24 protein-coding genes are annotated in these 23,701 nt (G+C 61.7%); 8 read left to right on the top strand and 16 right to left on the bottom strand.

Annotated features, from left to right (window positions below):
* Nucleotides 1-19: 19 nt before the first annotated feature.
* Complete coding sequence (locus tag G5306_RS11880) at nucleotides 20-1,987, bottom strand: ATP-binding protein (protein ID WP_421312911.1); 1,968 nt, start codon at nucleotides 1,985-1,987, stop codon at nucleotides 20-22.
* A gap of 276 nt (nucleotides 1,988-2,263) precedes the next feature.
* Between G5306_RS11880 and G5306_RS11875 the strand changes: the two genes are divergently transcribed.
* Both G5306_RS11875 and torA read left to right on the top strand, forming a co-directional pair.
* Complete coding sequence (locus G5306_RS11875; protein ID WP_005339847.1) at nucleotides 2,264-3,394, top strand: NapC/NirT family cytochrome c; 1,131 nt, start codon at nucleotides 2,264-2,266, stop codon at nucleotides 3,392-3,394.
* 23 nt (nucleotides 3,395-3,417) lie between these two features.
* Complete coding sequence (gene torA, locus G5306_RS11870; protein ID WP_421312910.1) at nucleotides 3,418-5,898, top strand: trimethylamine-N-oxide reductase TorA; 2,481 nt, start codon at nucleotides 3,418-3,420, stop codon at nucleotides 5,896-5,898.
* Nucleotides 5,899-5,983: 85 nt separating this feature from the next.
* Here torA and G5306_RS11865 read toward each other — a convergent pair whose 3' ends face one another.
* Genes G5306_RS11865 through G5306_RS11850 form a run of 4 tightly spaced genes read right to left on the bottom strand, consistent with a single transcriptional unit; the run spans nucleotide 5,984 to nucleotide 8,849 of the window.
* Nucleotides 5,984-6,445, bottom strand: coding sequence for a hypothetical protein (locus G5306_RS11865; RefSeq protein WP_216952238.1), 462 nt, complete (start codon nucleotides 6,443-6,445; stop codon nucleotides 5,984-5,986).
* Between the two features lie 41 nt (nucleotides 6,446-6,486).
* On the bottom strand, nucleotides 6,487-7,836 hold the full coding sequence (locus G5306_RS11860; RefSeq protein ID WP_216952239.1) for a sensor histidine kinase: 1,350 nt from the start codon (nucleotides 7,834-7,836) through the stop codon (nucleotides 6,487-6,489).
* Nucleotides 7,833-8,489 carry a response regulator transcription factor gene (locus G5306_RS11855; RefSeq protein WP_005341873.1) on the bottom strand — a complete coding sequence of 219 codons (657 nt, stop codon included), beginning with the start codon at nucleotides 8,487-8,489 and terminating at the stop codon, nucleotides 7,833-7,835. Before G5306_RS11855 ends, G5306_RS11860 begins: the two co-directional genes overlap by 4 nt.
* A gap of 21 nt (nucleotides 8,490-8,510) precedes the next feature.
* Nucleotides 8,511-8,849, bottom strand: a complete 339-nt coding sequence (locus G5306_RS11850) for a PepSY domain-containing protein (RefSeq protein WP_005339825.1) — start codon at nucleotides 8,847-8,849, stop codon at nucleotides 8,511-8,513.
* Nucleotides 8,850-8,912: 63 nt separating this feature from the next.
* Here G5306_RS11850 and G5306_RS11845 point away from each other — a divergent pair, with 63 nt between their 5' ends.
* Entirely contained in the window at nucleotides 8,913-9,161 is a 249-nt protein-coding gene (locus tag G5306_RS11845) for a PepSY domain-containing protein (RefSeq protein WP_013724184.1), read from the top strand.
* Here G5306_RS11845 and msrQ read toward each other — a convergent pair.
* Both msrQ and msrP read right to left on the bottom strand, forming a co-directional pair.
* Nucleotides 9,158-9,784: a protein-methionine-sulfoxide reductase heme-binding subunit MsrQ gene (msrQ, locus tag G5306_RS11840; protein ID WP_216952240.1), complete on the bottom strand. Its 627-nt coding sequence runs from the start codon at nucleotides 9,782-9,784 to the stop codon at nucleotides 9,158-9,160. The genes G5306_RS11845 and msrQ overlap by 4 nt on opposite strands.
* A complete protein-coding gene (gene msrP / locus G5306_RS11835) occupies nucleotides 9,775-10,776 on the bottom strand; it encodes a protein-methionine-sulfoxide reductase catalytic subunit MsrP (RefSeq protein WP_421312909.1) in 1,002 nt (333 codons plus the stop codon). Before msrP ends, msrQ begins: the two co-directional genes overlap by 10 nt.
* A gap of 369 nt (nucleotides 10,777-11,145) precedes the next feature.
* On the opposite strand from msrP, the gene G5306_RS11830 reads away from it, so the two are divergent.
* Nucleotides 11,146-11,628, top strand: a complete 483-nt coding sequence (locus G5306_RS11830; RefSeq protein ID WP_005339809.1) for a DUF1097 domain-containing protein — start codon at nucleotides 11,146-11,148, stop codon at nucleotides 11,626-11,628.
* Nucleotide 11,629: 1 nt separating this feature from the next.
* Here G5306_RS11830 and G5306_RS11825 read toward each other — a convergent pair whose 3' ends face one another.
* The 4 genes from G5306_RS11825 to G5306_RS11810 all read right to left on the bottom strand — a co-directional run bounded on the left by G5306_RS11825 (nucleotide 11,630) and on the right by G5306_RS11810 (nucleotide 15,027).
* A complete protein-coding gene (locus G5306_RS11825) occupies nucleotides 11,630-12,910 on the bottom strand; it encodes a sigma 54-interacting transcriptional regulator (RefSeq protein WP_216952241.1) in 1,281 nt (426 codons plus the stop codon).
* Nucleotides 12,907-13,425 (bottom strand): hypothetical protein, encoded by a 519-nt coding sequence (locus G5306_RS11820; RefSeq protein ID WP_227341794.1) that lies wholly within the window; start codon nucleotides 13,423-13,425, stop codon nucleotides 12,907-12,909. The genes G5306_RS11825 and G5306_RS11820 overlap by 4 nt, the downstream gene beginning before the upstream one ends.
* Nucleotides 13,422-14,831, bottom strand: a complete 1,410-nt coding sequence (locus G5306_RS11815) for a sensor histidine kinase (RefSeq protein ID WP_216954464.1) — start codon at nucleotides 14,829-14,831, stop codon at nucleotides 13,422-13,424. The genes G5306_RS11820 and G5306_RS11815 overlap by 4 nt, the downstream gene beginning before the upstream one ends.
* Nucleotides 14,832-14,934: 103 nt before the next feature.
* On the bottom strand, nucleotides 14,935-15,027 hold the full coding sequence (locus G5306_RS11810) for a YnhF family membrane protein (RefSeq protein ID WP_216952243.1): 93 nt from the start codon (nucleotides 15,025-15,027) through the stop codon (nucleotides 14,935-14,937).
* A gap of 124 nt (nucleotides 15,028-15,151) precedes the next feature.
* Between G5306_RS11810 and G5306_RS11805 the strand changes: the two genes are divergently transcribed.
* Nucleotides 15,152-15,727 (top strand): 2-amino-4-hydroxy-6-hydroxymethyldihydropteridine diphosphokinase, encoded by a 576-nt coding sequence (locus G5306_RS11805; protein WP_421312908.1) that lies wholly within the window; start codon nucleotides 15,152-15,154, stop codon nucleotides 15,725-15,727.
* On the opposite strand, the gene G5306_RS11800 is transcribed toward G5306_RS11805, so the two are convergent.
* Nucleotides 15,653-16,357 (bottom strand): SDR family oxidoreductase, encoded by a 705-nt coding sequence (locus G5306_RS11800; protein WP_257123921.1) that lies wholly within the window; start codon nucleotides 16,355-16,357, stop codon nucleotides 15,653-15,655. The genes G5306_RS11805 and G5306_RS11800 overlap by 75 nt on opposite strands.
* Before the next feature lie 162 nt (nucleotides 16,358-16,519).
* On the opposite strand from G5306_RS11800, the gene G5306_RS11795 reads away from it, so the two are divergent.
* Nucleotides 16,520-16,924 (top strand): CBS domain-containing protein, encoded by a 405-nt coding sequence (locus G5306_RS11795; protein WP_216979929.1) that lies wholly within the window; start codon nucleotides 16,520-16,522, stop codon nucleotides 16,922-16,924.
* Here the strand turns inward: G5306_RS11795 and G5306_RS11790 are convergent.
* Nucleotides 16,921-17,457: a DUF2301 domain-containing membrane protein gene (locus G5306_RS11790; RefSeq protein ID WP_216952247.1), complete on the bottom strand. Its 537-nt coding sequence runs from the start codon at nucleotides 17,455-17,457 to the stop codon at nucleotides 16,921-16,923. The genes G5306_RS11795 and G5306_RS11790 overlap by 4 nt on opposite strands.
* An 87-nt stretch (nucleotides 17,458-17,544) precedes the next feature.
* Between G5306_RS11790 and G5306_RS11785 the strand changes: the two genes are divergently transcribed.
* The gene (locus G5306_RS11785) at nucleotides 17,545-18,309 is read left to right on the top strand and encodes a substrate-binding periplasmic protein (RefSeq protein ID WP_421312907.1); all 765 of its coding nucleotides are present in this window, start codon (nucleotides 17,545-17,547) and stop codon (nucleotides 18,307-18,309) included.
* Nucleotides 18,310-18,317: 8 nt separating this feature from the next.
* On the opposite strand, the gene asnC is transcribed toward G5306_RS11785, so the two are convergent.
* Entirely contained in the window at nucleotides 18,318-18,779 is a 462-nt protein-coding gene (asnC, locus tag G5306_RS11780) for a transcriptional regulator AsnC (RefSeq protein WP_005339783.1), read from the bottom strand.
* Nucleotides 18,780-18,933: 154 nt separating this feature from the next.
* Between asnC and asnA the strand changes: the two genes are divergently transcribed.
* Entirely contained in the window at nucleotides 18,934-19,926 is a 993-nt protein-coding gene (asnA, locus tag G5306_RS11775; protein WP_058058982.1) for an aspartate--ammonia ligase, read from the top strand.
* 279 nt (nucleotides 19,927-20,205) lie between these two features.
* Here the strand turns inward: asnA and clpB are convergent, their stop codons facing one another.
* Entirely contained in the window at nucleotides 20,206-22,779 is a 2,574-nt protein-coding gene (gene clpB / locus G5306_RS11770) for an ATP-dependent chaperone ClpB (RefSeq protein ID WP_421312906.1), read from the bottom strand.
* Nucleotides 22,780-22,953: 174 nt separating this feature from the next.
* The gene (gene pgeF, locus G5306_RS11765) at nucleotides 22,954-23,691 is read right to left on the bottom strand and encodes a peptidoglycan editing factor PgeF (protein WP_421312905.1); all 738 of its coding nucleotides are present in this window, start codon (nucleotides 23,689-23,691) and stop codon (nucleotides 22,954-22,956) included.
* Nucleotides 23,692-23,701 lie beyond the last annotated feature (10 nt).

The following is a 23,701-nucleotide window of genomic DNA, read 5'->3' as shown; positions in this document are numbered from 1 at the left end:
GATTGATGCTGGCCACCGCTCAGGCCGCATGCTCCTTGTTGTGATGAGGTTCGCCCCCGTAACCGGCCTGCCCCATGCCATCCAGCGGCAGACAGACCCGCATCCGGGTGTAGCGGCCCGGCGCCGAGTCCACCTCAATCCGGCCGTGGTGCTGCTGAACTATCTGCAGCGAGACGCTCAGACCGATACCGAGGCCGAAATGGCCCTCCCGCTTGGTGGTGAAGTTGAGATCGAAGATCCGCTGCCACAGCTCGGGCTCGATGCCGCAACCGCTATCCTCGATCTCCACCATGACCCACTCGGGATCCAGCAGCCCGGTGCGGATGGTGAGTCGCCCCGAGCAGCTCATGGCATCCAGACTGTTGGCGATCAGGTTGGTCCACACCTGTTGCAGGGCGATGGGGTGACAGCGCACCAGCGGCAACGGCTGGTACTCCTTGCAGAGCTCATGATGCTTGAGGCGGTTTTCGAAAATCATCAAGGTATCTTCCAGCCCCTCGTGCAGGTCTACCAGCGAGGGCTCGGCCCGATCCTGCCGGGCATACTGCTTGAGGCTCTTGACCAGATCGCCGATGCGACGGGCACACACTTCGATATTGCGCAGGAAGCTGCCGGTCTGCTGGAACAGCTCCAGCCGGGAAAGCAGCGCCTCCCGCTCGTCGGCAGTGCGGCTGGCAAACCAGCGCTGCCAGTTCAGCTCGTCATCCAGATTCATCTGCACCGCCAGCCGTGCCTGCTGACGATCGCCAAAGCGCCCCTCCGCCAGCCGGGTCTTGTCACGGATCTCGCTGGTCGAGACCGGCTGGGAGGAGAGCGCCTGACAGAGGGTCTGGTTGCCCAGACCCTTGATGGGGGCAGGTAGTTCGAGATTGACCAGATCGGGGATGGCGGCCCGCAGGGTCTCGCTACCGCGGATAATGGCCGCCACCGGGTTGTTCAGCTCGTGGGCGACACCTGCCACCAGCTGACCCAGCATCGCCATCTTTTCGCTCTCCACCAGCTGGGCGTGAGCGGCATCAAGGGAGTTGAGGGTCTGTTGCAGCCGCATCTCGGTACGGATGCTGTTTTGCAGGCGACGGTTGAAGTGACGCAGCAGCAGGTTGGTAAAGGAGGGGAGCAGTTCGCTGCGCGCCTGCATCACCCGGGAGAATTGCAGCTTGTCGAGCTTGATAACCTCGGCACCGGTCAGAGTCACGCCGGTGGTGAAGGCGGGTTCGCCGGTCACGAAGGACATGCCCCCCACCAGCGAGCCGGTACGGTAGTGCACCACCTCCTGATCGATCCCCTGCTCGTCCCGCTTGCGCAGCACCACCTCCCCCTTGGCGATAAACCAGAGGAAGCTGTTGGGCTCCCCCTCGCGGGTCAGCACATGGCCCGGGCTGTAGTGGCGACAGACCCGCTCCTCGTCATTGCCATCGAAAAACTGGTAGAGGCCGTCGATCACCACCCGGGAGAGTTCTTCATCGCTGCAGTGGGTGTAATCCATAAAGCCCTGCCGATAGGCAGCCAACTGGCGATCGACGTGGGCTCGCAGCAGCTTCTGGTTGTCGAGCACGGCGGCATAGCTCAGCAGGTCCGCCTCAGGACGCTGCAATACAAAGTGGCTCGCCTGCTCGATCACCGCCCGGCGCAGGCTGCCATCGCGCCAGGGGCGTTGCAGGTAGTAGTCGAGACGACCGAGGTTCACCGCCTCGATGATCGATTTCATCTCCGGCTGGCTGCCCAGCAGGATCTTGCGGCACGCCTCGTGACGGCTGCCGAGGCGGATCAGAAAATCGGCCCCTCGCCCATCCCCCAGCTCGCTGTCACACACCACCACGGCGGGTGGCTGCCCCTTGCGATCCAGCTCGTCCAAGGCCAGCTCCGCCGACCCCTGACCGACTACCACCACCAGCGCGAAATGGCCGAGCAGCGGAGCCAACTCCTGTTCGAATTCGGCCAGCAGTTGCACGTTGGCGGCGACACACAGCAGTGAGAAAGGGCTCATCAGCGACACTCCGTTGAGGCTCACTGCTCACTATATCAGCGAATCTTGTGGGGTTTTGCGAGGGGGCTAACAGCTGTCGCGGAAAGTGCACAAATAAATAAAACAGAAAACAAATGAATTTAATTCGATAAATACGTCAAAAACAAAACAAAAGACAAGATGTGACAACAATCAAAAATATAAACCATGATGGAGGTCAACGCCTTATCCCTGTCATTACTACTACTATTGGACTAGTACTATGTAGGTAATTATTGACCGTAGGAAAACGCCGCCATGATTGGAAAACTGATAAGAAAAACCTGGTTCTGGCTCCTGCTGCTCGGGGCCCTGCTGGGTGTCGCGGCACTGGGTGTCACCGTGACCGTGCTGCACAAGACCAGCTCCACCGAATTCTGCGTCTCCTGCCACTCCATGCAGACTCCGCTCGCCGAGTATCAGGGCAGTGTCCACTTCCAGAACACCAAGGGAATCCGCGCCGAGTGCGCCGACTGCCACATCCCGGGCGACCCCACCTCCTACCTGTGGACCAAGATCCGCGCCGTGAAGGATATCTATCACGAGGCGATCGGCACCCTGGATACCCCGGAAAAGTATGAAGCCCACAAGCTGCGGATGGCCCAGTCCGTCTGGGACGAGCTGAAAGCCAACGACTCCGCCACCTGCCGCAGCTGCCACAGCTACGAGGCGATGGACATTCTGGCCCAGCGCCCCAATGCCCGTGCCGAGCACCCGGTCGCCATCAAGGAAGGCCAGACCTGTATCGACTGCCACCGCGGTGTCGCTCACATCATGCCTGACATGAGCGGCCTGGCTGCCGCCGGTGCCAGCGAGCTGGCGCAGGCTGCGGCCCAGACCCCGGCCAACGTCACCACCCGTTACGCCATCGCCACCACCCCGCTGTTCCTCGATGCTGCCGCCAAGACCGACGAAGGCACCCTGATGCCCTCCACCAAGGTGGAAGTGCTGGCCAACGAAAACGGCCGCGCCAAGGTGCAGATCGAAGGCTGGCAACAGGATGGTGTGAGCGAAGTGTTCTACGCCGCACCGGGCAAACGGATCCTCAGCGTACTGGTCGGCGATGCCGCCAAGAAAGCACTGGTCACCGGCCAGAGCGAAACCGACAGCGCCACCAACCTCACCTGGCATCAGGTCAAGCTGACCGCCTGGGTCGACCAAAGCCAGCTCATCGGCGATCAGGGCAAGCTGTGGCAATACGCCTCCACCCTGATGTCCAACAACTGTACCGGCTGCCACGGCCTCACCGCGCTGGATCACTTCAATGCCAACCAGTGGATCGGCGTCATCAAGGGGATGGAATCTCGTACCTCCCTGACCCCGGAACAGGCTCGCATGTTGACCCAGTATGTCCAGAAACACGCCAGTGACATGAGCGCGGCCCACTAAGGCTGGCACAGAGGAAAACCGTTATGACTTTTTTCAATGACAAGAAGACCAATCTGTCCCGCCGCAACCTGCTCAAGGGGCTCGGCGCCTGCGCAGCCCTGCCCCTGCTCGGCGGCATTTTTCCCAAGAGTGCGCTGGCGCAAGCCATCAGCACCGCATTGAGTCAGTTCCCGACCCTGGTGCCCGCCCAGAAGGGCATTCTGACTGGCGCCCACTGGGGTGCTTTCGAGGCGATCGTCGAAGATGGCCGCATGGTGCGCGTCCAGCCGGTGGCCGATGATCCGGCGCCAAACGATCTCATCGACATGGCGCCGTTCCAAGTCCACGCCAAGAACCGCATCAAATACCCCATGGTACGCAAGAGTTGGCTGGAGCACGGCCCGGGCGCCAAGCCGGAGCTGCGCGGCGCCGACGAGTGGGTGCGGGTGAGCTGGGAGAAAGCCATTGAACTGGTGGCCGGCGAGATCCAGCGCGTCCAGTCTGACTTCGGCCCGCAGGCGATCCACGCCGGTTCCTACGGCTGGAAGAGTGTCGGCATGTTCCACAACAGCCGCACCCTGCTGCACCGCCTGATGAACCTCTCCGGCGGCTTCACCGGTTATGCCGGTGACTACTCCACCGGTGCGGCTCAGGTGATCATGTCCCACGTGATGGGCTCCATCGAGGTGTACGAACAGCAGACCGCCTGGCCCAACGTGGTGGAAAACGCCGAACTGGTGGTGCTGTGGGGGGTCAATGCTCAGGTCACCCTGAAGAACAGCTGGAACATGCCGGATCACGAAGGTCAGGCCGGTTTCAAGGCGCTAAAAGAAAAAGGCACCCGCGTCATCAGCATCGATCCGGTCTACAACGAGACCGCCAAGCTGGTCGGCGCCGAGTGGATTGCCCCGAACGCCTACACCGACGTGGCCATGATGCTGGGTGTGGCCCACACCCTCTACAGCGAGAAGAAGCACGATCAGGCCTTCCTCGATCGCTACACCGTCGGCTTCGACAAGTTCCTCGCCTATCTGCTCGGCAAGGATGACGGTCAGCCGAAGAGCGCCGAGTGGGCGAGCACTGTATGCGGCGTCGATGCCAAGGTGATCCGCCAGCTGGCCCTCGACATGGCCGCCAAGCGCACCATGATCATGGCCGGTTGGGGCATGCAGCGTCAGCAGCACGGTGAACAGCCGAACTGGATGCTGGTCACTCTGGCCTCCATGCTGGGCCAGATCGGCCTGCCGGGCGGCGGCTACGGCTTCAGCTACCACTACTCCTCCGGTGGCAGCCCCACCGCCAAGGGCGGCATTCTGGCGGGCATCTCCGCCGGCAACGCACCGAAGAACAGCCCGGCACCGATCCCGGTGGCGCGCATCGCCGACTGTCTCGCCAACCCGGGCAAGACCATCGACTTCAACGGCCGCAAGGTGACCTATCCGGACATCAAGCTGGTCTACGTGGCGGGCGGCAACCCCTTCCACCACCATCAGGACACCAACAACCTGCTGCAGGCGTGGCGCAAGCCGCAGACCGTGATCGTTCACGAGCCCTACTGGACCGCCACCGCCAAACACGCCGACATCGTGCTGCCGGTCACCACCAGCTACGAGCGCAACGATCTGGAGATGGGCGGCGACTACTCTCAGCGCTATGTGTTCCCGATGCACCAGTGCGTCCCGCCCCAGCACGAGTCCCGCAACGACTTCGACATCTTCAGCGCCATCGCCGCCAAGCTGGGCGTGCAGGAGCAGTACACCGAAGGGAAGGACGAGATGCTGTGGCTCAAGCAGATGTACGACGGCATGGCGGCGCAGGCCCGCGGCGCCCGCGTGGCGCTGCCGCCGTTCAACATGTTCTGGGAGTCCAACAACTACATCCGCTTCCCGATCCCCGAGGCCAACCGCCAGTGGATCCGTCACGCCGATTTTCGCGAGAATCCGCTGCTCAATCCGCTCGGCACCCCGTCCGGCAAGATCGAGATCTTCTCCAACACGGTGGCGGGGATGGGTTATGCCGACTGTGCCGGCCATCCCAAGTGGTATGAGCCCAAGGAGTGGGTGAAGAGCGAGGTGGCGGCGCGCTATCCACTGTCGCTCAACACCTCCCACCCGACCCAGCGGCTGCACTCCCAGCTCGACAACACTCCGCTGCGAGACAAGTTCGCCATCGCCGACCGCGAGGCGATCATGATCCATCCGCTGGATGCCAAGGCTCGTGGCATCGCCCAGGGGGATCTGGTGCGCGCCTTCAACGAGCGCGGCCAGATCCTGGTGGGCGCCCTGCTCTCCGAGGATGTGCGCCAAGGGGTGGTGCGGATCTGCGAAGGGGCCTGGTATGACCCGGCCAAGCCGGGCGAAGCGGGCAGCATCTGCAAGAACGGCAACGTCAACTGCCTCACCTTCGACGAAGGCTCGTCCAGTCTGGCGCAGGGCAACTGCGGCCACATGGCCCAGCTGCAGATCGAGAAGTACACTGGCCCGGTGCTGGCCAACACCGCCCACGCGGTACCGGCCAACGGCTAAGGCGATTGCCACCCAATAAAAACGGCGCCATCAAGGCGCCGTTTCTTTATCTGTCTGCCAAAGAGCACACATAGTCCGGACGGATTTAAAAATCCCCCTCTTCCATATACTCCTGCGCGCACTCCACCAGCTGCGGCCACAGCTCTTCCGGCACCCAGGCGTCCGGGTCATCTTCATCCCCGTCGTACTGGCTCCAGAAATAGCGGCGCAGGCCGGAGGCAAACTCGTCGCTGATCTCGGCCAGCTCCGAGAGCGGCCCCAACCAGGCGATGCGGCGCAGCCCAGAGGCGAGATCGTTGATGGCATCCATCAGGGTGCGATCGTCGAAGCTCTGCTCCACCAGCAGGGTGAAGCGCTCGCGCGCCTGCTCGGTCTGCTCCTCGTCCAGTTCGCCCACATCGGCCAGCAGGTCGACAAAATCTTCCAGCAGATAGGCAATCAGGCCATCCCGATCTTCAAACCACTGGATCTGGGCGCCCTTGACCCCCAGTACAGAGGCATCGAATGAATCGTCAAGATGGCACAGGGCCCACGGATCGTCGGTCATGGTTCTCTTCCTCAGGCTAAAACAAATGCCATATCTTATGCCTAGCTCTCGACCCTTGCCACCTTGGGCAACGAGAGGGAGGCGGCCAGCCCGCCCAGTTCGGCGCGGCCCATAATAAAGCTGCCGCGATAGGCTTCCGCCAGATCGGAGACGATGTTGAGACCGAGACCGGAACCCGGCACCTTCTCGTCGAGCCGCACCCCGCGCAGCACCGCCTTGGCGATCTGATCCTCGCTCATGCCGGGGCCGTCATCCTCGATACGCAGGGTGATCCAGCCCCCCAGCTCGGCGCTGGAGATACGCAGCTCGCTGGCGGACCATTTGAAGGCGTTCTCCAGCAAATTGCCCACCATCTCGTCGAAGTCCTGCTCCTCCACCCCGACCGCCAGATTGGCGGGCACTTGCAGATCCACCGTCTTGCCCGGATAGAGGCGGGAGAAGGCGCGGCAGATATACTCCACCCGCGCCCGCACCGGGGTCGACACCCCGAGGATCTTGGCGGCGCCGGTCACCCGCGCCTTACCGAGGTGATAGTCGATATGGCGCTGGATCTGGTCGAGCTGCTCGCCGATGGCGGCCTGATCCTCCGGCGGCAACTGGGCAACCTGATTGCGCATGATGCTGAGCGGCGTCTTGAGGGCGTGAGCCAGATTGCCGGTGTGGGCACGGGCACGCTGCAGCAGCTCGCCGTAGTGGTGCAGCAGCCGGTTGATATCCTCAACCAGCGGCTGGATCTCCAGCGGATAGCGCAGCCGGAATCCCTCCTGATGACCCTCGTGAACCCGCCCCAGTTCACGGCGCAGCAGATGCAGCGGCCGCAAACCATAGACGATCTGGAACATGAAGCCGAGCACCAGACCGGCGGCGGCAAAGCCGAGACCGAGGAACAGGCTGATGCGAGTTTTCTTCAGGGTCTGGATCAGGGTGCTGCTGTCCTTGGCCATCACCAGGGTAAAGACCCGATCCGAACCGGGCAACAGCACGGTGCGGGTCATGATCAGCAGCGGCTCCTTGTTGGGGCCCTTGCCAAAAAAGAGGTCAGGATCGCCAAAGGCAGACTTGAGGCCACGGCTCACCAGATGGGTGTCCCACAGGGATCGGGAGCGGCCCACCACATTTTCCCCCAGTTCCAGCTGCCAGTAGTAGCCGGAGTAAGGTTGGCTGAAACGGGGATCGGCCATCGGTTCGATCACCACAGGCAGACCACTCTTCTCCACCTCCAGCCGGGAGAGCAGATCGTAGAGTTGCAGGCGCAAGCCGTCAGCCTCTGCCTCCTGCCAGTAGTTGCGCATCATGGTCTGCAGGCTGAAGCCGGTGGCGAACAGGAACAGCCCGCACCACACCAGCGCAATGGCAAGCAGCCGCCCCCGCAGGGTTCGGACCAGCCTCATTCGTTGATCCGGTATCCGAGACCACGCACTGTCTCAATCAAGTCGGGATGGGTCTTCTTGCGGATCCGGCCGATGAACACCTCTACTGTGTTGGAGTCACGGTCGAAATCCTGAGCGTAGATGTGATCGATCAGCTCGCTGCGCGACACCACCTTGCCCCGATGCTGCATCAGGTAACCCAGCACCCGGAACTCGTGGGCGGTCAGCTTGATGGGGGTCCCTTCGTACCACACCTGGGAAGCCGCCATATCGAGCCGTACCCCGCCAATCTCCAGAACGGAGCTGGCGTTGCCTGCCGCCCGGCGCACCAGCGCATGCACCCGCGCCACCAGCTCGGCCACCTGGAACGGCTTGGTGAGGTAGTCATCGGCACCGGCATTGAGCCCCTCGATCTTCTCGTGCAGTTGGCCACGGGCGGTCAGTACCAGCACCGGGGTATCGATTCCCTTGCTGCGCCACTCCTTCAACACGCTCAGGCCATCGCGCCCAGGCAGGCCGAGGTCGAGAATGATGGCGTCATAGGGTTCGGTCTCACCGAGGAAACCGGCCTCGTTGCCGTCGTGGCAGAGGTCGGTGACAAAGCCGGAGAGGCGCAGCTGTTCGGCCAGCTGACCAGCCAGAATTTTTTCGTCTTCAACAATCAGAATTCGCATGAACAGGCTTCCACACAGGGGTTATTCATCATCCTCGACCGGGGGCTTTGGTGGTTCGAACAACCGCTCCAGATGGTGGCCCTTGGCCCACACCAGCTCAAGGTTGTCGGCCCGATAGGCTACCTTGATCACGCTGTTTTCCCGATCGATGACTCGCAGTTCATAGAGCCAGATACCATCCTCTTCTCCCAGATCCACCCGCAACACCCGCACCGGCAATCTGGCCGCCACCTCCATCATTTCATGGAAGGGCCGAACCCGTCCCTCATGGACAGCTTGCTGCAGCATGGCTTCATCAGGCGTGACCGCCTGTGCCAGCAACGGCAGCAATAACCCAAGCAGAGGGAGCGCTCTATTCATGGATGATTCATCTCCAAAAACCTAACATAATGGCGTTTATAGTCTGCCAGCCATGAATCCGGAATGAATATGATCCCGCGCAGTTTCCTGCTGATCCTTTGCCTGTTGAGTGCCACAAGCTGGGCGGCCCAGAGCCGTCTCGACATGGCCGGGCTGGTCAAACTCCTGCTGGCGCAAGGGTATCACGACATTCGGGAAGTGGAGCTGGAAGGGGACAAATTCGAGGTCAAAACCCTCAATCGCCAGGATCAGAAGGTGCATCTCATCGTCGATGCCTACACTGGCGAGATCAAACAACAAGAGGCCGATTAGGCCTCTTTTGCATTCCAGCGTCCCCGCATGGGGCGCAGCAGCTTCTCCCGCCTCGGCCAGAGCAGGGCGCAGGCCAGCAGCAGGTAGATGAGGGGCTCCCCCCAACCGCTCTTGAGCGACCACCAGTAGTGCACCGGCACCAGCAGGGCGATGGCATAGACCCAGTTGTGCAGCTTCTGCCATGCAGCGCCCATGCTGCGCTGCAATGCGGGCAGCGAAGTGATGCTGAGGGCGGCCAGCAGCAGCAGGGCCACCATCCCCACCACTATGTAGCTGCGCTTGACCAGCTCGCCGCCAATCAGCCCCCAGTCAAACTGCAGATCCAGCCCCAGCCACGCCATGAAGTGGAGCAGCGCCCAGGCAAAACACCAGAGCCCGAGGGGGCGGCGCAGCTTGATGAGCTGCCCCTGCCGCCAGCGCTTGGCCAGCGGCGAGACCAACAGGGTGAGCAGCAGCAGATTGAGCGCTCCCTTGCCGAGGTAGTGGATAAGCTCTGGCACCGGATCGCCCCCCAGCAGACCCGCTGGAATGGCAAAAACCAGCCAGAGCAGGAAACCCAAGGAGCCCAGATGCACCAGCGCCCGCAAGCCGCTGATATGGGCCGGTTTCAATCTCAGTACCATTGGCGCAGATCCATCCCCTGATAGAGCGAGGCGACTTCGTCACCATAGCCGTTGAACATCAGGGTCGGCTGACGCTTGGCGCCAAACACTCCTCCCTCGCCGATGAAACGCTCGCTTGCCTGGCTCCAGCGCGGGTGATCCACCTGCGGGTTGACGTTGGCGTAGAAGCCATATTCGTTGGGAGCCAGCAGGTTCCAGGTGGTGGGCGGCATCTCCTCTACCAGCCGGATCGAGACGATGCTCTTGATGCTCTTGAAGCCATACTTCCACGGCACTACCAGCCGGATCGGCGCGCCATTCTGGGCGGGCAGGGTCTTGCCGTAGAGCCCCATCGCAAGGAATGAGAGAGGGTGCATCGCCTCGTCGATACGCAGCCCCTCCACATAGGGATACTCGATGCCGCCCCCCAAACTGGAGGCCTGCCCCGGCAGCTGTTTCGGATCAAACAGGGTTTCGAAGGCGACAAACTTGGCGCGACTGGTGGGCTCGGCACGGCGGATAATCTCCGCCAGCGAGATGCCGTTCCAGGGCAGTACCATGGACCAGGCTTCAACGCAGCGCAGCCGGTAGATCCGCTCCTCCAGCTCGCTTTTGTTGATGAGGTCCCACACATCGAGGGTAAAGGGCTTGGCCACCTCCCCCTCCACCTTGAGGATCCAGGGTTCGGGCTTGAGGTAATGTGCGTTGCGAGCCGGGTCGGACTTGTCGGTGCCGAGCTCATAGAAGTTGTTGTAACTGGTGGCCTTCTCTTCCGGTGTCAGCACCAGATTGGCCGGGCGCTCCGCAGGCTTGCTGTTGAGCGGTTTGGTAGCTAATTGGGGGGCATCCTCTTTACCGCGCAGCAGGTCGAGCACTCCGGCCTGAGTGGGGAACGCCAGGGTGGCTGCGCCCAGACCCAGCCCCTTGAGAATAAGGCGGCGGTCCTGATAGACGGCTTCCGGGGTAACATCCTGTTCGGTGAGGGGGTGGGCGGTACGACGCTTGATCAACATTAAAAACTCCCGGGGCTGAGTGAGGCAGTATGGATAAGACCCGCCCCGGCAGATTTTTATTTCACACAAATTTACATCATGTGGTGCAGGGGCAGTGCCTTGGCCATGGTGCCGACCAGAAACAGGACTACGAACACCAGCAGGGGAACGATCACATTTGGCGCCATCAGACTCACTCCATGAGCAGGACAGGGCCTCTAACTATGGCCGACTGTCAGGCCGGTCACCAATGAATTTTTTTCGCGAGCGCAAGCGTATTCCTGAGTTGAAAAGGGTGATGAAGATCACACACAATTCGGCCCCCGCTTGCCGCCCCAATTGCCGGGGGTAGGCTGCCCATTTTGCGAAGCCAACTGAAGAGTCGCCCCCATGAGCCCACTGATCGCCATCGCCATCACTACTGGAATTCTCTCCGCCGTCTGGGGCTGGATTGCCGTCGCGTTCGGCCTTATCTCCTGGGTCGGCTTTCTCGGCTGCACCAGCTATTTCGCGTCAAGCGGCGGCTACAAGGCGCTGCTGCAGACCATCTTCTGCAACACCAGCGGCATGCTGTGGGCACTGCTGCTGATCCATGGCGACAGTCTGTGGGGAGCGGGTGTGGCGGGTTACGTGATGACGGGGGTGGTCGCAACCCTGATGTGCGTACAGGCCAAGCAGCAGTGGCTCGGCTACATTCCCGGCACCTTTGCCGGTTGCTGTGCCACCTTCGGGGCGGCTGGCGAGTGGCGGCTGATCCTGCCCTCCCTCATCATTGGCGCCTTGTTCGGTTACCTGATGAAGGCGAGCGGCCTCTGGCTCTCCCATAAAACCCAAAAAGCCGATGCCGCTCCGGCTGTGGTTGATCCCGCCTGATTTATCCCTTCGATTTGAAGTTTGCTGCTTCGATACCGTGCCGATTCAATAACTTGTAAAAATCGGTGCGGTTTCTGCCCGCCAGGTTGGCCGCCAGAGTCACGTTGCCCTCGGTAGTGCGCAGCAAACGGATCAGATACTCCTTCTCGAATTCGGCACGAGCCTCATTGAAGGAAGGGATGCCACCACCGCCGCCGCTCAGGGCGGACTCCACCATGGAGACCCCGATCACCGGGCTGCAACAGAGGCTGGCGAGCTGCTCCACCAGATTGCAGAGCTGACGCACGTTACCGGGCCAGGCAGCTGCGGCCAACATCGCCAGCGCCTCCGGCGAGAAGCCCATCGCGGCGCAGTCGCTGTGGCGGCAGCGATAATCATCCAGCGCCTGTCTGGCCAGCAGCGGAATGTCTTCACTGCGGGCACTGAGAGACGGTAAGGTGATATTGGCGACGTTGAGACGATAGAAGAGATCTTCCCGAAAGCGTCCCTCCTCCATCGCCTTGACCAGATCCTGATGGCTGGAGCTGAGCACACGCACCTCCGGCGTGCCCTGGCCATACTCCTCCATCACCTGCAGCAGCTTGGCCTGCAAGGATTCCGACAGGCTGCCAATTTCGTCGAGAAACAGGGTCGCCCCCTTGGCCTGCTCGAACAGCCCGGACTGACCATCTTCACCAAACAGCTGCAAGTCGAGTGACGCCCACGGAATGGCGGCGCAGTTGATGGTATGGAGCGGCTTGTCGCGGCGCTGGCTGGCCTGGTGCAGCGCCTGCGCCATCGCCCCCTTGCCGGAGCCTGACGGCCCCATGATCAGTACTGGCACCTCCATGGTGGCGATGCTGTGAGCCTGGATCAGTAACTGTTCCAACTGGGGATTGCGGGTCAGGATCAGTGACTGCCACTCCTGCTGCTGTTTCGGCCGGGTCAGGCTGAGAGCATGCTCTATGGTGGCCAGCAGCTCATCCTTGTCAATGGGCTTGGTCAAAAAGCTGAAGACGCCGGAGCGGGTCGCCTGAATGGCATCCGGGATGGTGCCGTGGGCGGTCATGATGATCACCGGCAGCCCCAGCCACTGGGCCTGGATCCGCTCGAACAGCGCCAGACCGTCCATACCCCCCATCCGCAGATCGCTCAGCACCAGATCGGCCCGCTGCTGGCGCAGCCGGTCGAGGGCCCCTTCCGCACTGTCGGCAGTATCCACCTCATAACCCTGACTGCGCAGCCGCATGCTCATCAGCTTGAGCAGACTGACGTCATCATCCACCAGCAAGATCCGGCTCATGGTATTACCTCACGATGCTCGTTGAGCTTGCGCTGGTTGAGCTGGTCATCGATGGCGGTCAGCTGTTCGATCTGGCGACGCAACCGCTGGATCTCCTGACTCTGATCATCGCGTCGGCTGTCGCGAGCCAGCAGCTGTTCGCCGAGGGCGATCCAGCTGCGCAAAAATGCCTGCGCATCGAGACCCAGCTCGGGCAGCATCTGCTTCAGGCGCGCCAGCCCGGCGGTACGATTGGCCACCGATTCGGCCGGGTGGGAATCCACCATCGCCAGACTGACCCGGCTCTCCAGATCATCCGCCCCTTTCAGGCGTTGACGCTCCTGCATCCGCTGCTGGGGGTGACTGGCCAGCAACCAGTCGGAGTATTGCAGACGTACCTGCATCTCCTTGTTGGCAAACTCCATCCGCTTGGCAAAAGCGATATCGGTGGAGTTCTGCTGTTCGTGCTGTGGCAGCAGGGCGCAACCCGCGAGCAACCCCATCATCAGGGCTGGAAATACGCGCTGTATCTTCATAGTTCTCTTTTCAACGTCAACCTGAAGCAGACATCCGCCTGTTCATCTTTCACCAGAACCAACTCACCTCCGAGACTATGGGCAGACTCCCGTGCGATAGAGAGGCCCATACCAGAGCCTTTCAATACACCTTGTCGCACTGTACTGCCTTGTTCGAAGGGTTCAAAAATACGTTGCTGATCGGCAGCGGGGATCTCTGGCCCCTCGTTGGCTACCTCCAGCCAGCTTGTCTGTTCATCCTGCCCTGCCCTGATCCAGATATTGCCCCCGCTGGCGCCGTAACTGACAGCGTTGGAGAAGAGGTTATCGAGGATCAGTCTCAACCGGTAGGGCTCCGCCCACAGGGTAACCGGCCCGGTCGGCAAGTGTACACGGATCTGCTTGGACTCCAATGCCAACCGGTACTCGATGGTGAGTTCTGACAGCATGGGCAGCAGGGGGACAGATTCCAGCTCAAATGCCTCCTGCTGGGTGAGTCGATTGAAGTCGAGCAACCGCTCGATCAGGGTTTGCAAACGGCGACTGCTCTCGTCCAGCATCTGGCAGATCTCCAGCTGATCCGGCGTCAACGGCCCGACCAGTTGCTCGCAGAGCAGATCCGACCCCTCCCGCAGCACCGCCAGCGGGGTCTTGAGCTCGTGGGAAACATGACGCAGAAACTGGTACTTTTGCTGCTCCAGCTCCTTGAGCTTGTCGTAAAGCCAGAGGATCCGCTCCCCCAGCAACACCAGCTCGGCGGGGCCATCTACCGGCCTTGGATCCGGCTCGACCCCCGCCCCCAGGCTCAAGATGCGCGACTCAATCTGTCGTACCGGGTGGATGATCAGGTAGGTGAAGATAAAGACCATCAGCAGGCTGAGCGCCGCTACAGCGCCGCTCACCCACCAGAGCTCCCTGGTCAGTCCGGCGATGGTGAGTCGCACCCGATCCATGTGTTCGTCAACCCGGCTGCGGGTGACCATCTCAAGCTGCTTGTTGGCATCGTTAAACAGCTCTAGCTTGTCCCCCGCCACCGCAGCCTGGGCCAGCGCGGCATCCTGCAAGCTGTCGAGCCAAGCCAGCCCCTGATCGAGCCCCCTGTAGAGCTGACCGTCGGAGATAGAGCTGCGATGTTCTGCCAGCAACACCCGATACCCGTCGAGTTGCTGCTGGTAGCTGGTGAGGCTGCGGCGATCCCCCAGCACCGCGAAGCGGCGCAAGGTGCGTTCGATATCGATGGCTTGCGCCGTCAGCAGGGTGGCGCGGCGGGTATCCTTGACCGCCCGCTCCATCTCGTCGCTGGTGAGTTGGCTGAGGTGGGCAAGGGAGGTGCTGTTGTGCCAGATCATGCCGCCCAGCGGCATCAATACCAGCACGAATCCCATCAATACCACCTGCAGCAGGGAGCGTGGGCGAACCTTGGTCATCATCTCTTCTCTTGCGTTCTCACCGGTGCGCCAGCATAGCTGCACCGCCCAGAAAAACAAAACCGGCCAACAGGCCGGTTTGGATTATCTGGATTGTGGTGATTCACGCCAACGCGACAGAGGCCAGACAGATAATCATGATCAGCGCCAGCGCACCCGAAGCGGTCAACAGCGCCCATTTCAGCTCCACACTCATGCAAACCTCCTTTCTGCCAATCAGTGCCGGATCACAATAGATAAGACAATGTTAAGCCATAGTTAATCCGATAACCGTGAGCTGCGTATACATTTCAGATGAGCCCAACCCCGGGAAGGTCAGCATGTTCTATCTGTGTAGCATTGGTTCCAATATTGACCCGCATATCCATGTCAGCCGCGCGCTGGCCGAGCTGTTTGAGAACGTCGGTCCCCTTCGGCTGAGTTCGGTGATCCGCACCAAGCCGGTGGGAATGCACTCCAGCCACGACTTTCTCAACTGCCTGCTGGTGGTGGAGAGCCCGCTCGATGCCGCCCGCCTCAAGCAGCACTTTGTCGCCCTCGAGGTGGCTCACGGCCGTGATCGCAGCGATCCGCTCTGCAAGGTGCACGACCGGCCACTCGACATCGATATTCTGGCCAGCAACAGGAGCGGTGACTTTGCCTCGGCAGAGGTCGATTCCTATCTGGCGGAGCTGCTGGCAGAGCTCTACGGCCATGGCGAGGTGCATGACCCCAAGGTGGCGCTGCAAGTGACGCTCCCCGCCCAGTCGGGCAAGCTCAAACCCGGCAAGGGCTTGCTGACCCGGCAGGTCGGGCTGGGGCCGCTGGTGCTCGGCAACCTATCAGAGGGTGGCCAGCGCGCGTCCGCCATCTACCTTGATGCTGGCACCCGTCATATAACTGTTCCCCATCAGTAACTGCACCGCCTGCCAGATGGGCTCAAGTCCCCCCTCCCGCGCCAGCGGTGTTTTCGCCAACACCTGCTGGCGCCATGCCTCGTCATGCTCGTCGAGAAACAGGATCGGCCCCGGCTCTATGGTGTTGACCCGCACCGCAGGCGCCAGCTCGCGGGCAAAGCTCATGGCCAGCGAATGGGCTCCCGCCTTGGTCGCCACATAGCTGGCAAAACGGGGGGCCGGGGCATGGATATAGATATCGGTGATGTGAATGATGCTGGCGTTGGGATTGCTGGCCAGCTGGGGGGCCAACGCCCGGTTTAGCTGGAAGGGGGCCGCCATGTGTACCCGGTAAAACTGCTCGAACTGGGCCAGTTGCGCCGCCGGATCAGTTGCCTGCGGCTCGAAGGCCGAGGCGTTGTGGATCACCAGCGCCAGATCCTGATGGGCAGCCAGCACATCGATCAGCTTGCCAACGTCCTCTTCCCGACCAAAATCCGCCAGCACCAGTTCGACCCCCAGTGCTGCCAGCGTGGCCAGCTCCGGCCGCTCGCTGCGATAGCTGCCCGTCACCTGCCAACCCGCTGCCACCAGCTGTTCACAGAGATAAAATCCGAGTCGACGGCCGCAGCCCGTAACCAATGCACGCATACGATCTCCTTTCCCTTTCATGGTCTTGCATGAACGAAGCCCGCCTGCCAGCGGATCACCGCCGATGGCTTGTGCCTATCAATCCCTGCGGCACAAGCCATTGGTCGCGAGCTACCCGCCCGCGTCATAGTGGCGGCATCCCCCTCTTGCGGAGTTACCACCATGCTGAAAGTACACCACCACATGGGTCGCCTGACCCACTCCCTGACTGCCGGACTCGGCCTGGCCGAGGCGCTGGATCGCCTGCATCAATCGGGTCTTGGCGGCCTGCCGGTGCTGGATGAGCAGAAACGGCTGATCGGCTTTCTTTCCGAACAAGATTGCATTCCCAGCCTGCTCACCGGCAGCTACCACTGCGATACCCGCACCCGGGTGGAGGATCTGATGAACCGTTCGCCCCTCTCGGTCGGGCCGGATGACAGTATTCTGGAGCTGGCCCGCCAGATGGCTGACGCCAAGCCCAAGATCTACCCGGTGCAGCAACAGGGCAAGGTGGTCGGCATCATCAGCCGCCGTCAGGTGATGCAGGCCCTCAACCAGCAGATGAAGGTGTGCCAGCAGACCTAGATCTGGTAACGCCCCTTGTCACCGATATCGAAGTGCAGGGGCATCCGCCACTTGGCCAGCGCCAGCAAGGTCAACAGGGCCCCGCAGGCCAGCGCCACCAGTGCGGCGGCCCACTCCACCCGCAACCACTCCAGCAGCCATAACGCCGGCAGCAATACGGGCACCAGCTTGATGCCGGGAATGGCGAAGCAAAACTGCTCCTTAAACGCCAGCCCGGAGAGCGTTGCCAACACAGCTCCCAGCACCAGCGCATCCGGCGCCCCCACCGCAGCCAGGGCCAACGCGCACCAACCAAACCCCTGCAGAATCAGGCGAATCCGCTTGTCGTAGATATGCAGCGAGAAGCCGCATATTGCGCTTGCCACTGCCAGCGACACCAACCATTGTGCCGACGGGAGCAGTGCCATCCCGCTCAGCAGCGCCGCACCGCGGCAAAGCAGCAACAGGGCAGCCGCACTCAAGCCAAGGCGGTAGAGCGAGACGGTCAACTTGTCGATCCCGTCCAGCGGGCTCTCGATTTCAGGATTTGCCATAAACAGTCGCTTCTAACGGATCAGGTGCCATCCAATATACTGGAATCAGGTCTTGGAATATCTTCAAACGGGCTCAGGAGACGTAGTTTGCGTGTGATCCCCCTGTTTTGGTTGCTGTTTCCACTCGGATTGCCCGCCAAGGAGCTGGTGATCTGCGGCACCATGGAGCCCCCGCTCAAGTATCTCGATGCCGATCAGAAACCCCGCGGACTCGATATAGACATAGTCACCACCATCTTCGACAAGCTGGAGACGCCCTTTCGGATCGAGCTGGCCGACTCCGGTGCCCGCCTCACCCGCAATGCCGAAACCGGCGCCTGCGACCTGGTGATGACCCACTCCTACAAGGCAGAGCGGGAGAGTTATCTCATCTATCCCCAACAGGCCCATCTTCGCCACAGCTGGCACTTCTTCGTGCGCAAGGCGGACCTGATGAAGATCCGCTACGAAACGCTGGCCGATCTCAAACCCTGGCGCATCGGCGTGACCAAGGATTTCTCCTATACCCCTGAACTGGCAGCAGCCATGACCGACCCGGCCTATCAGTTTCAGGAGATCACCATGAACCAGCTGCAACTGCGCAAACTGCTGGCCGGGCGGATCGATACCGTGCCCATGCCGCTGGTCACCGCCTTCGCCCAGATCAAGGAGGAGGGGCTGACGGGCAAAGTCGATTACCTGCCCAAGCCACTCAAAAGCAGCCCCTACTTCAACACCTGGACCCGCGCACGGGCCGACGCGAACACGCCCGCCCAGATGGCCGCCTACGATGCCGAGCTGCTGCGCATGAAGCGCAACGGCAGCCTCAAAACCCTCTACGACAAGTACAGCATCCCCTATATCGAACCCTGATCAACAGGTCAGGGTTTCACATCCCGCAAGATCGGGTTTTGCAGCGAGATTAACGTCTCGGTGGACTGGATCTCGTCGATGGTCTGGATCTTGTTGATCAGCACTATCTGCAGCTCGTCGATGGAGCGGGTCATCACCTTCATGAAGATGCTGTAGTGGCCGGTGGTGTAGTAGGCCTCCACCACCTCGTCCAGCGCCTGCAGCTTGGCCAGCGCCGAGGGGTAATCCTTGGCGCTCTTCAGATTGATGCCGATAAAGCAGCAGACGTCATAGCCCAGCTTCTTGGGGTTAACCTGCACCCGCGTCCCCTCGATGATCCCCGCCTGCTTCATCTTCTCCACCCGCACATGGATGGTACCCGGGCTGACTGCCAGCTGCTTGGCCAGTTCGGCATAAGGAATACGCGCATTCTCCATCAGGGCGGTGAGGATGGCCTGATCGAGATTATCGATCCGGTAATTTTCCGGCATTTTTTTGCACTCCCGTTAGCGATATCTCATTAAACGCTCGCTAATTTTGAAGAAAAAAATATAAAAAGCCTATTTCTATTATCGAATATTGAATTTAGTTGGCAATCCGTTGAAGAATCACCACATCCAACGGGGTTTGAAACAGGAATTCAGCATGAAACAGCACTACATTCGCAGCCAACAGCAGATCAGCTTCGTCAAAGAGATGTTCTCCCGCCAGCTCGCCCAGCAACTGGGTCTGATGGAGGTGCAAGCCCCCATCCTGAGCCGGGTCGGTGATGGCACTCAAGACAACCTCTCTGGCCACGAGAATGCGGTGCAGGTCAAGGTGAAGACCCTGCCGGAGCACAGCTACGAAGTGGTCCATTCACTGGCCAAATGGAAGCGCCAGACCTTGGGACGCTTCGGCTTCGGCCCGGGCGAAGGGATCTACACCCACATGAAGGCGCTGCGTCCGGACGAGGATCGCCTCACTCCCATCCACTCCGTCTACGTGGATCAGTGGGACTGGGAGAAGGTGATGCCGAGCGAGCGCCGCGATCTGGCCTACCTGCAGGAAACCGTGCGCGGCATCTGGGCCGCCATCAAGGCCACCGAGCGCGCGGTCTGCGCCGAGCATGAACTGACCCCCTTCCTGCCGGCCGAGATCCAGTTCCTGCACAGCGAAGAGCTGCTGGCCCGCTACCCGGATCTCGATGCCAAGGGGCGCGAGCGCGCCATCGCCAAGGAGCTGGGGGCCGTGTTCCTGATCGGTATCGGCGGCGCCCTCTCCCATGGCGAGCGCCACGACGTGCGTGCCCCAGACTACGACGACTGGAGCAGCCACAGCGAGCTGGGTCTGGCCGGTCTGAACGGCGACATCCTGGTGTGGAACCCGGTACTGCAGGACAGCTTCGAGATCTCCTCCATGGGGATCCGGGTCGACGCCGAGGCGCTGCGCCGTCAGCTGGCTATCACCGGCGACGAAGATCGCCTGCAGTACGACTGGCACCAGGATCTGCTGGCCGCACGGATGCCGCAAACCATCGGCGGCGGCATCGGCCAATCCCGTCTGGCCATGCTGCTGCTGCAAAAAGAGCACATCGGCCAGGTACAGGTCGGCGTCTGGCCGGCCGAGATGAAAGCTGCCGTGCAAGGCATGCTGTAACGAATGAAGGCCATGCCGGCGCCATCGCAGCCGGCATGGCAACAGGCAGGTGGCCATCGGGGTTGAGCGAGCGCATCCCCGGCAGGCTGTAAGAAGAGAGGCCAGCTGTGGCCACGCTTCGCAATCGGGGGCTTGCCCCTGCGACCCGCTCAACCCACGTCAGGTCGCTTCACTACATTCCTCCCGGCAATCTTCGGATTGCCGTTTTTTTATTTTCCATCGCCCAGATATAGCAACGCCAGCCCGAGGGCTGGCGTTGCAAACATCGACACGGATCGGTTACTGGGTCATGGTGAGGCCATTGCTGTCGGCCCCTAGCACCAGCTTTTTGCCCGGCACGATGCGGCCGGAGAGCAGCGCCTGCGCCAGCGGGTTCTCCACCTTCTGCTGGATCGCCCGCTTGAGGGGACGTGCCCCGTAGACGGGATCGAACCCGGCATGGACCAGCTTGTTGAGCAGCGCTTCGCTCACCTCCACCTCGTAACCCTGAGCCTCGAGACGGCCCATCAGGCTCTTGAGCTGGATGCGGGCGATGGACTTGATGTGCTCCTCGCCGAGCGGGTGGAACACCACCGTCTCGTCGATCCGGTTGATGAACTCCGGCCGGAAGCTGCGAGTCAGCACCTCCATCAGCATGCCCTTCATCTCGTCGTAATCCTTCTCAGAGTGGTGCTCCTGAATCAGATCCGAACCGAGGTTGGAGGTCATGATCACCACCGAGTTGCGAAAATCGACGGTACGACCCTGACCATCGGTCAGGCGGCCATCATCCAGCACCTGCAGCAGGATGTTGAACACATCCGGGTGTGCCTTCTCGACCTCATCCAGCAGGATCACCGAGTAGGGGCGACGGCGTACCGCCTCGGTCAGATAACCGCCCTCCTCGTAACCCACGTATCCCGGAGGCGCCCCCACCAGACGGGCCACGCTGTGTTTCTCCATGAACTCCGACATGTCGATCCGCACCATGGCGTCCTGGGTATCGAACAGGAACTCGGCCAGCGCCTTGCACAGCTCGGTCTTGCCCACCCCGGTGGGCCCCAGGAACAGGAAGGAGCCGATGGGGCGGTTCGGGTCGGACAGCCCGGCACGGGAGCGGCGAATGGCGTTGGAAACCGCCTCGACCGCCTCTTCCTGGCCAATCACCCGGCTGTGCAGCTGATCTTCCATCCGCAGCAGCTTGTCGCGCTCCCCTTCCAGCATGCGGGCGACCGGAATACCGGTCCAGCGGGCCAAGACGTCTGCAATCTCCACGTCAGTGACGCGGTTGCGCAGCAGACTGGTCTCCTGCATCTCGGCTTGCGTGGCGAGATCCAGCTGTTTCTCCAGCTCCGGAATGCGGCCGTACTGCAGCTCGGACATCCGGCCCAGGTCGCCAGCGCGGCGCGCCACGTCGAGATCCTGACGGGCCTGCTCCAGCGCAGCCTTGATATGCTGGGTACCGGCGAGGGCGGCTTTCTCGGCCTTCCACACTTCGTCCAGCTCGTTGTATTCCCGATCTTTTTCGCCAATCTCCTGATTGATCAGCTCCAGCCGTTTGCGGCTGGCGTCATCGTCTTCTTTCATCAGCGCCTGCTGCTCCAGCTTGAGCTGGATGATGCGCCGCTCGAGGCGATCGAGCGCCTCGGGCTTGGAGTCGATCTGCAGCCGGATGCTGGCCGCCGCCTCGTCGATGAGATCGATGGCCTTGTCCGGCAGCTGGCGATCTGCGATGTAACGGTGCGACAGCTGGGCTGCAGCCACGATGGCGGGGTCGGTGATCTGCACATGGTGGTGCAGCTCGTAACGCTCTTTCAGGCCGCGCAGGATGGCGATGGTATCTTCGACTGTCGGCTCCTCCACCAGCACCTTCTGGAAACGGCGCTCCAGCGCAGCATCCTTCTCGATGAACTGGCGATACTCGTCCAGGGTGGTGGCACCGACGCAGTGCAGCTCGCCCCGTGCCAGCGCAGGCTTGAGCATGTTGCCCGCATCCATGGCCCCCTCGCCCTTGCCGGCGCCGACCATGGTGTGCAGCTCGTCGATAAAGAGGATGACGTTGCCCTCCTCCTTGGCGAGATCGCTCAGCACGGCCTTGAGCCGCTCCTCGAACTCGCCGCGATATTTGGCACCGGCCACCAGCGCCCCCATGTCCAGCGACAGCACCCGCTTGTTCTTGAGCCCCTCCGGCACCTCGCCGTTGATGATGCGCTGGGCCAGCCCCTCGACGATGGCGGTTTTACCGACACCGGGTGCCCCGATCAGCACCGGGTTGTTCTTGGTACGACGTTGCAGCACCTGAATGGTGCGGCGGATCTCGTCATCCCGGCCGATAACCGGGTCGAGCTTGCCGAGTTCGGCCCGCTCGGTCAGATCGATGGTGTACTTCTCCAGCGCCTGACGGTTCTCCTCGGCGTTGGCATCCTCCACCTTCTTGCCGCCACGCACCTTGTCGATGGCCGCTTCGAGTTTCTCTTTGGTCAGCCCCTGAGCGCGCAGCAGCTCGCCCAGCGTGCCCTTCTCGTCGAGGGCCGCCAGCACGAACAGTTCGGAGGAGATGAACTGATCCTTGCGCTGCTGGGCCAGCTTGTCACAGACGTTGAGCAGGCGGCCGAGGCCGTTGGAGAGCTGTACATCCCCTTCCACACCGCTGACGCGCGGTAGGCGATCCAGCTCCTCGCCAAGGCGCGAGCGCAGGGCATTGATATCCATCCCGGTCAGAGTGAGCAACGGACGGATGGAGCCGCCATCCTGATTGACCAGGGCGGTCATCAGATGAACGGGTTCGATGAATTGGTGGTCACGACCCAGCGCAAGAGACTGGGCATCGGAAATAGCAATCTGGAATTTGCTGGTAAGGCGATCGAGGCGCATTGCACTCCCCCTTCAAACAGGCAGACGCCGCTTGCGCGGCAAACAACATAACTTTCTGAGATGAAAGATGAGGCCCGTACGGGCTATTTCAAGGGGCGATGCTGGTTATTTTTTCTGCAAGAGGGGGCGAGAGCAGGATCCCCGCCCTTGCCAGATGCAGGGCGGGGAGCTTCATCAGGACGCCAACCAGATGATGGAGGCCATCCGGCCGGTCTGGCCGTCGCGACGATAAGAGTAGAACTGCTCGCTATCGCTGAAGGTGCAGTATTCGCCGCCATAGACGGCGGTAACGCCAGCACGGGCGAGGCGCAACCGCGCCAGCTGGTAGATATCCGCCAACCATTTGCCATCGTTGGACGAAGGGACGAACGCAGCAGCAGCCTCGGCCTGCTCCGCCATAAAGGCCTCGCGCACCTCGCCACCCACTTCAAAGGCAGTGGGGCCGATGGCCGGGCCAAGCCAAGCCAGGATCTCGCCCGGCTCGCAGCCCATGGCGGCGATGCTCGCCTCCAGCACACCATCTTTCAGTCCGCGCCAACCGGCGTGAGCGGCAGCCACCACTGTGCCGGCCCGATCGCAAAACAGTACCGGCAGACAGTCGGCGGTCATCACGATGCAGGCCTGATCCGCCTCATGGGCGCAGGCGGCATCGGCATCCGGCGCCTGCTCATAATGGCTGCTGACCGGATGAACGACAGTGCCGTGCACCTGATTGAGCCAGTTGAGGGGCCCCGGGATGGCGGCCACCTGCTGTAGCCGGACCCGGTTGGCCTCGACCCTGGCCGGTTCGTCCCCTACGTGGGCGCCCAGATTGAGACCGGCAAAGACCCCTTCGCTGACACCACCGTCACGGGTGGTCGAAAGCGCCCGGACGCGTGCTGGCGCCGGCCAGTCGGGTTCAATCCATTTCATTGCTCACTCC

The sequence above is a fragment of the Aeromonas sp. 603404 genome (assembly GCF_049171775.1).
In the GTDB taxonomy this organism is placed as follows: domain Bacteria; phylum Pseudomonadota; class Gammaproteobacteria; order Enterobacterales; family Aeromonadaceae; genus Aeromonas; species Aeromonas veronii_A.
The sequence above is the reverse complement of the archived record's forward strand: the minus strand, read 5'-3'. Positions and strand labels throughout refer to the sequence as shown.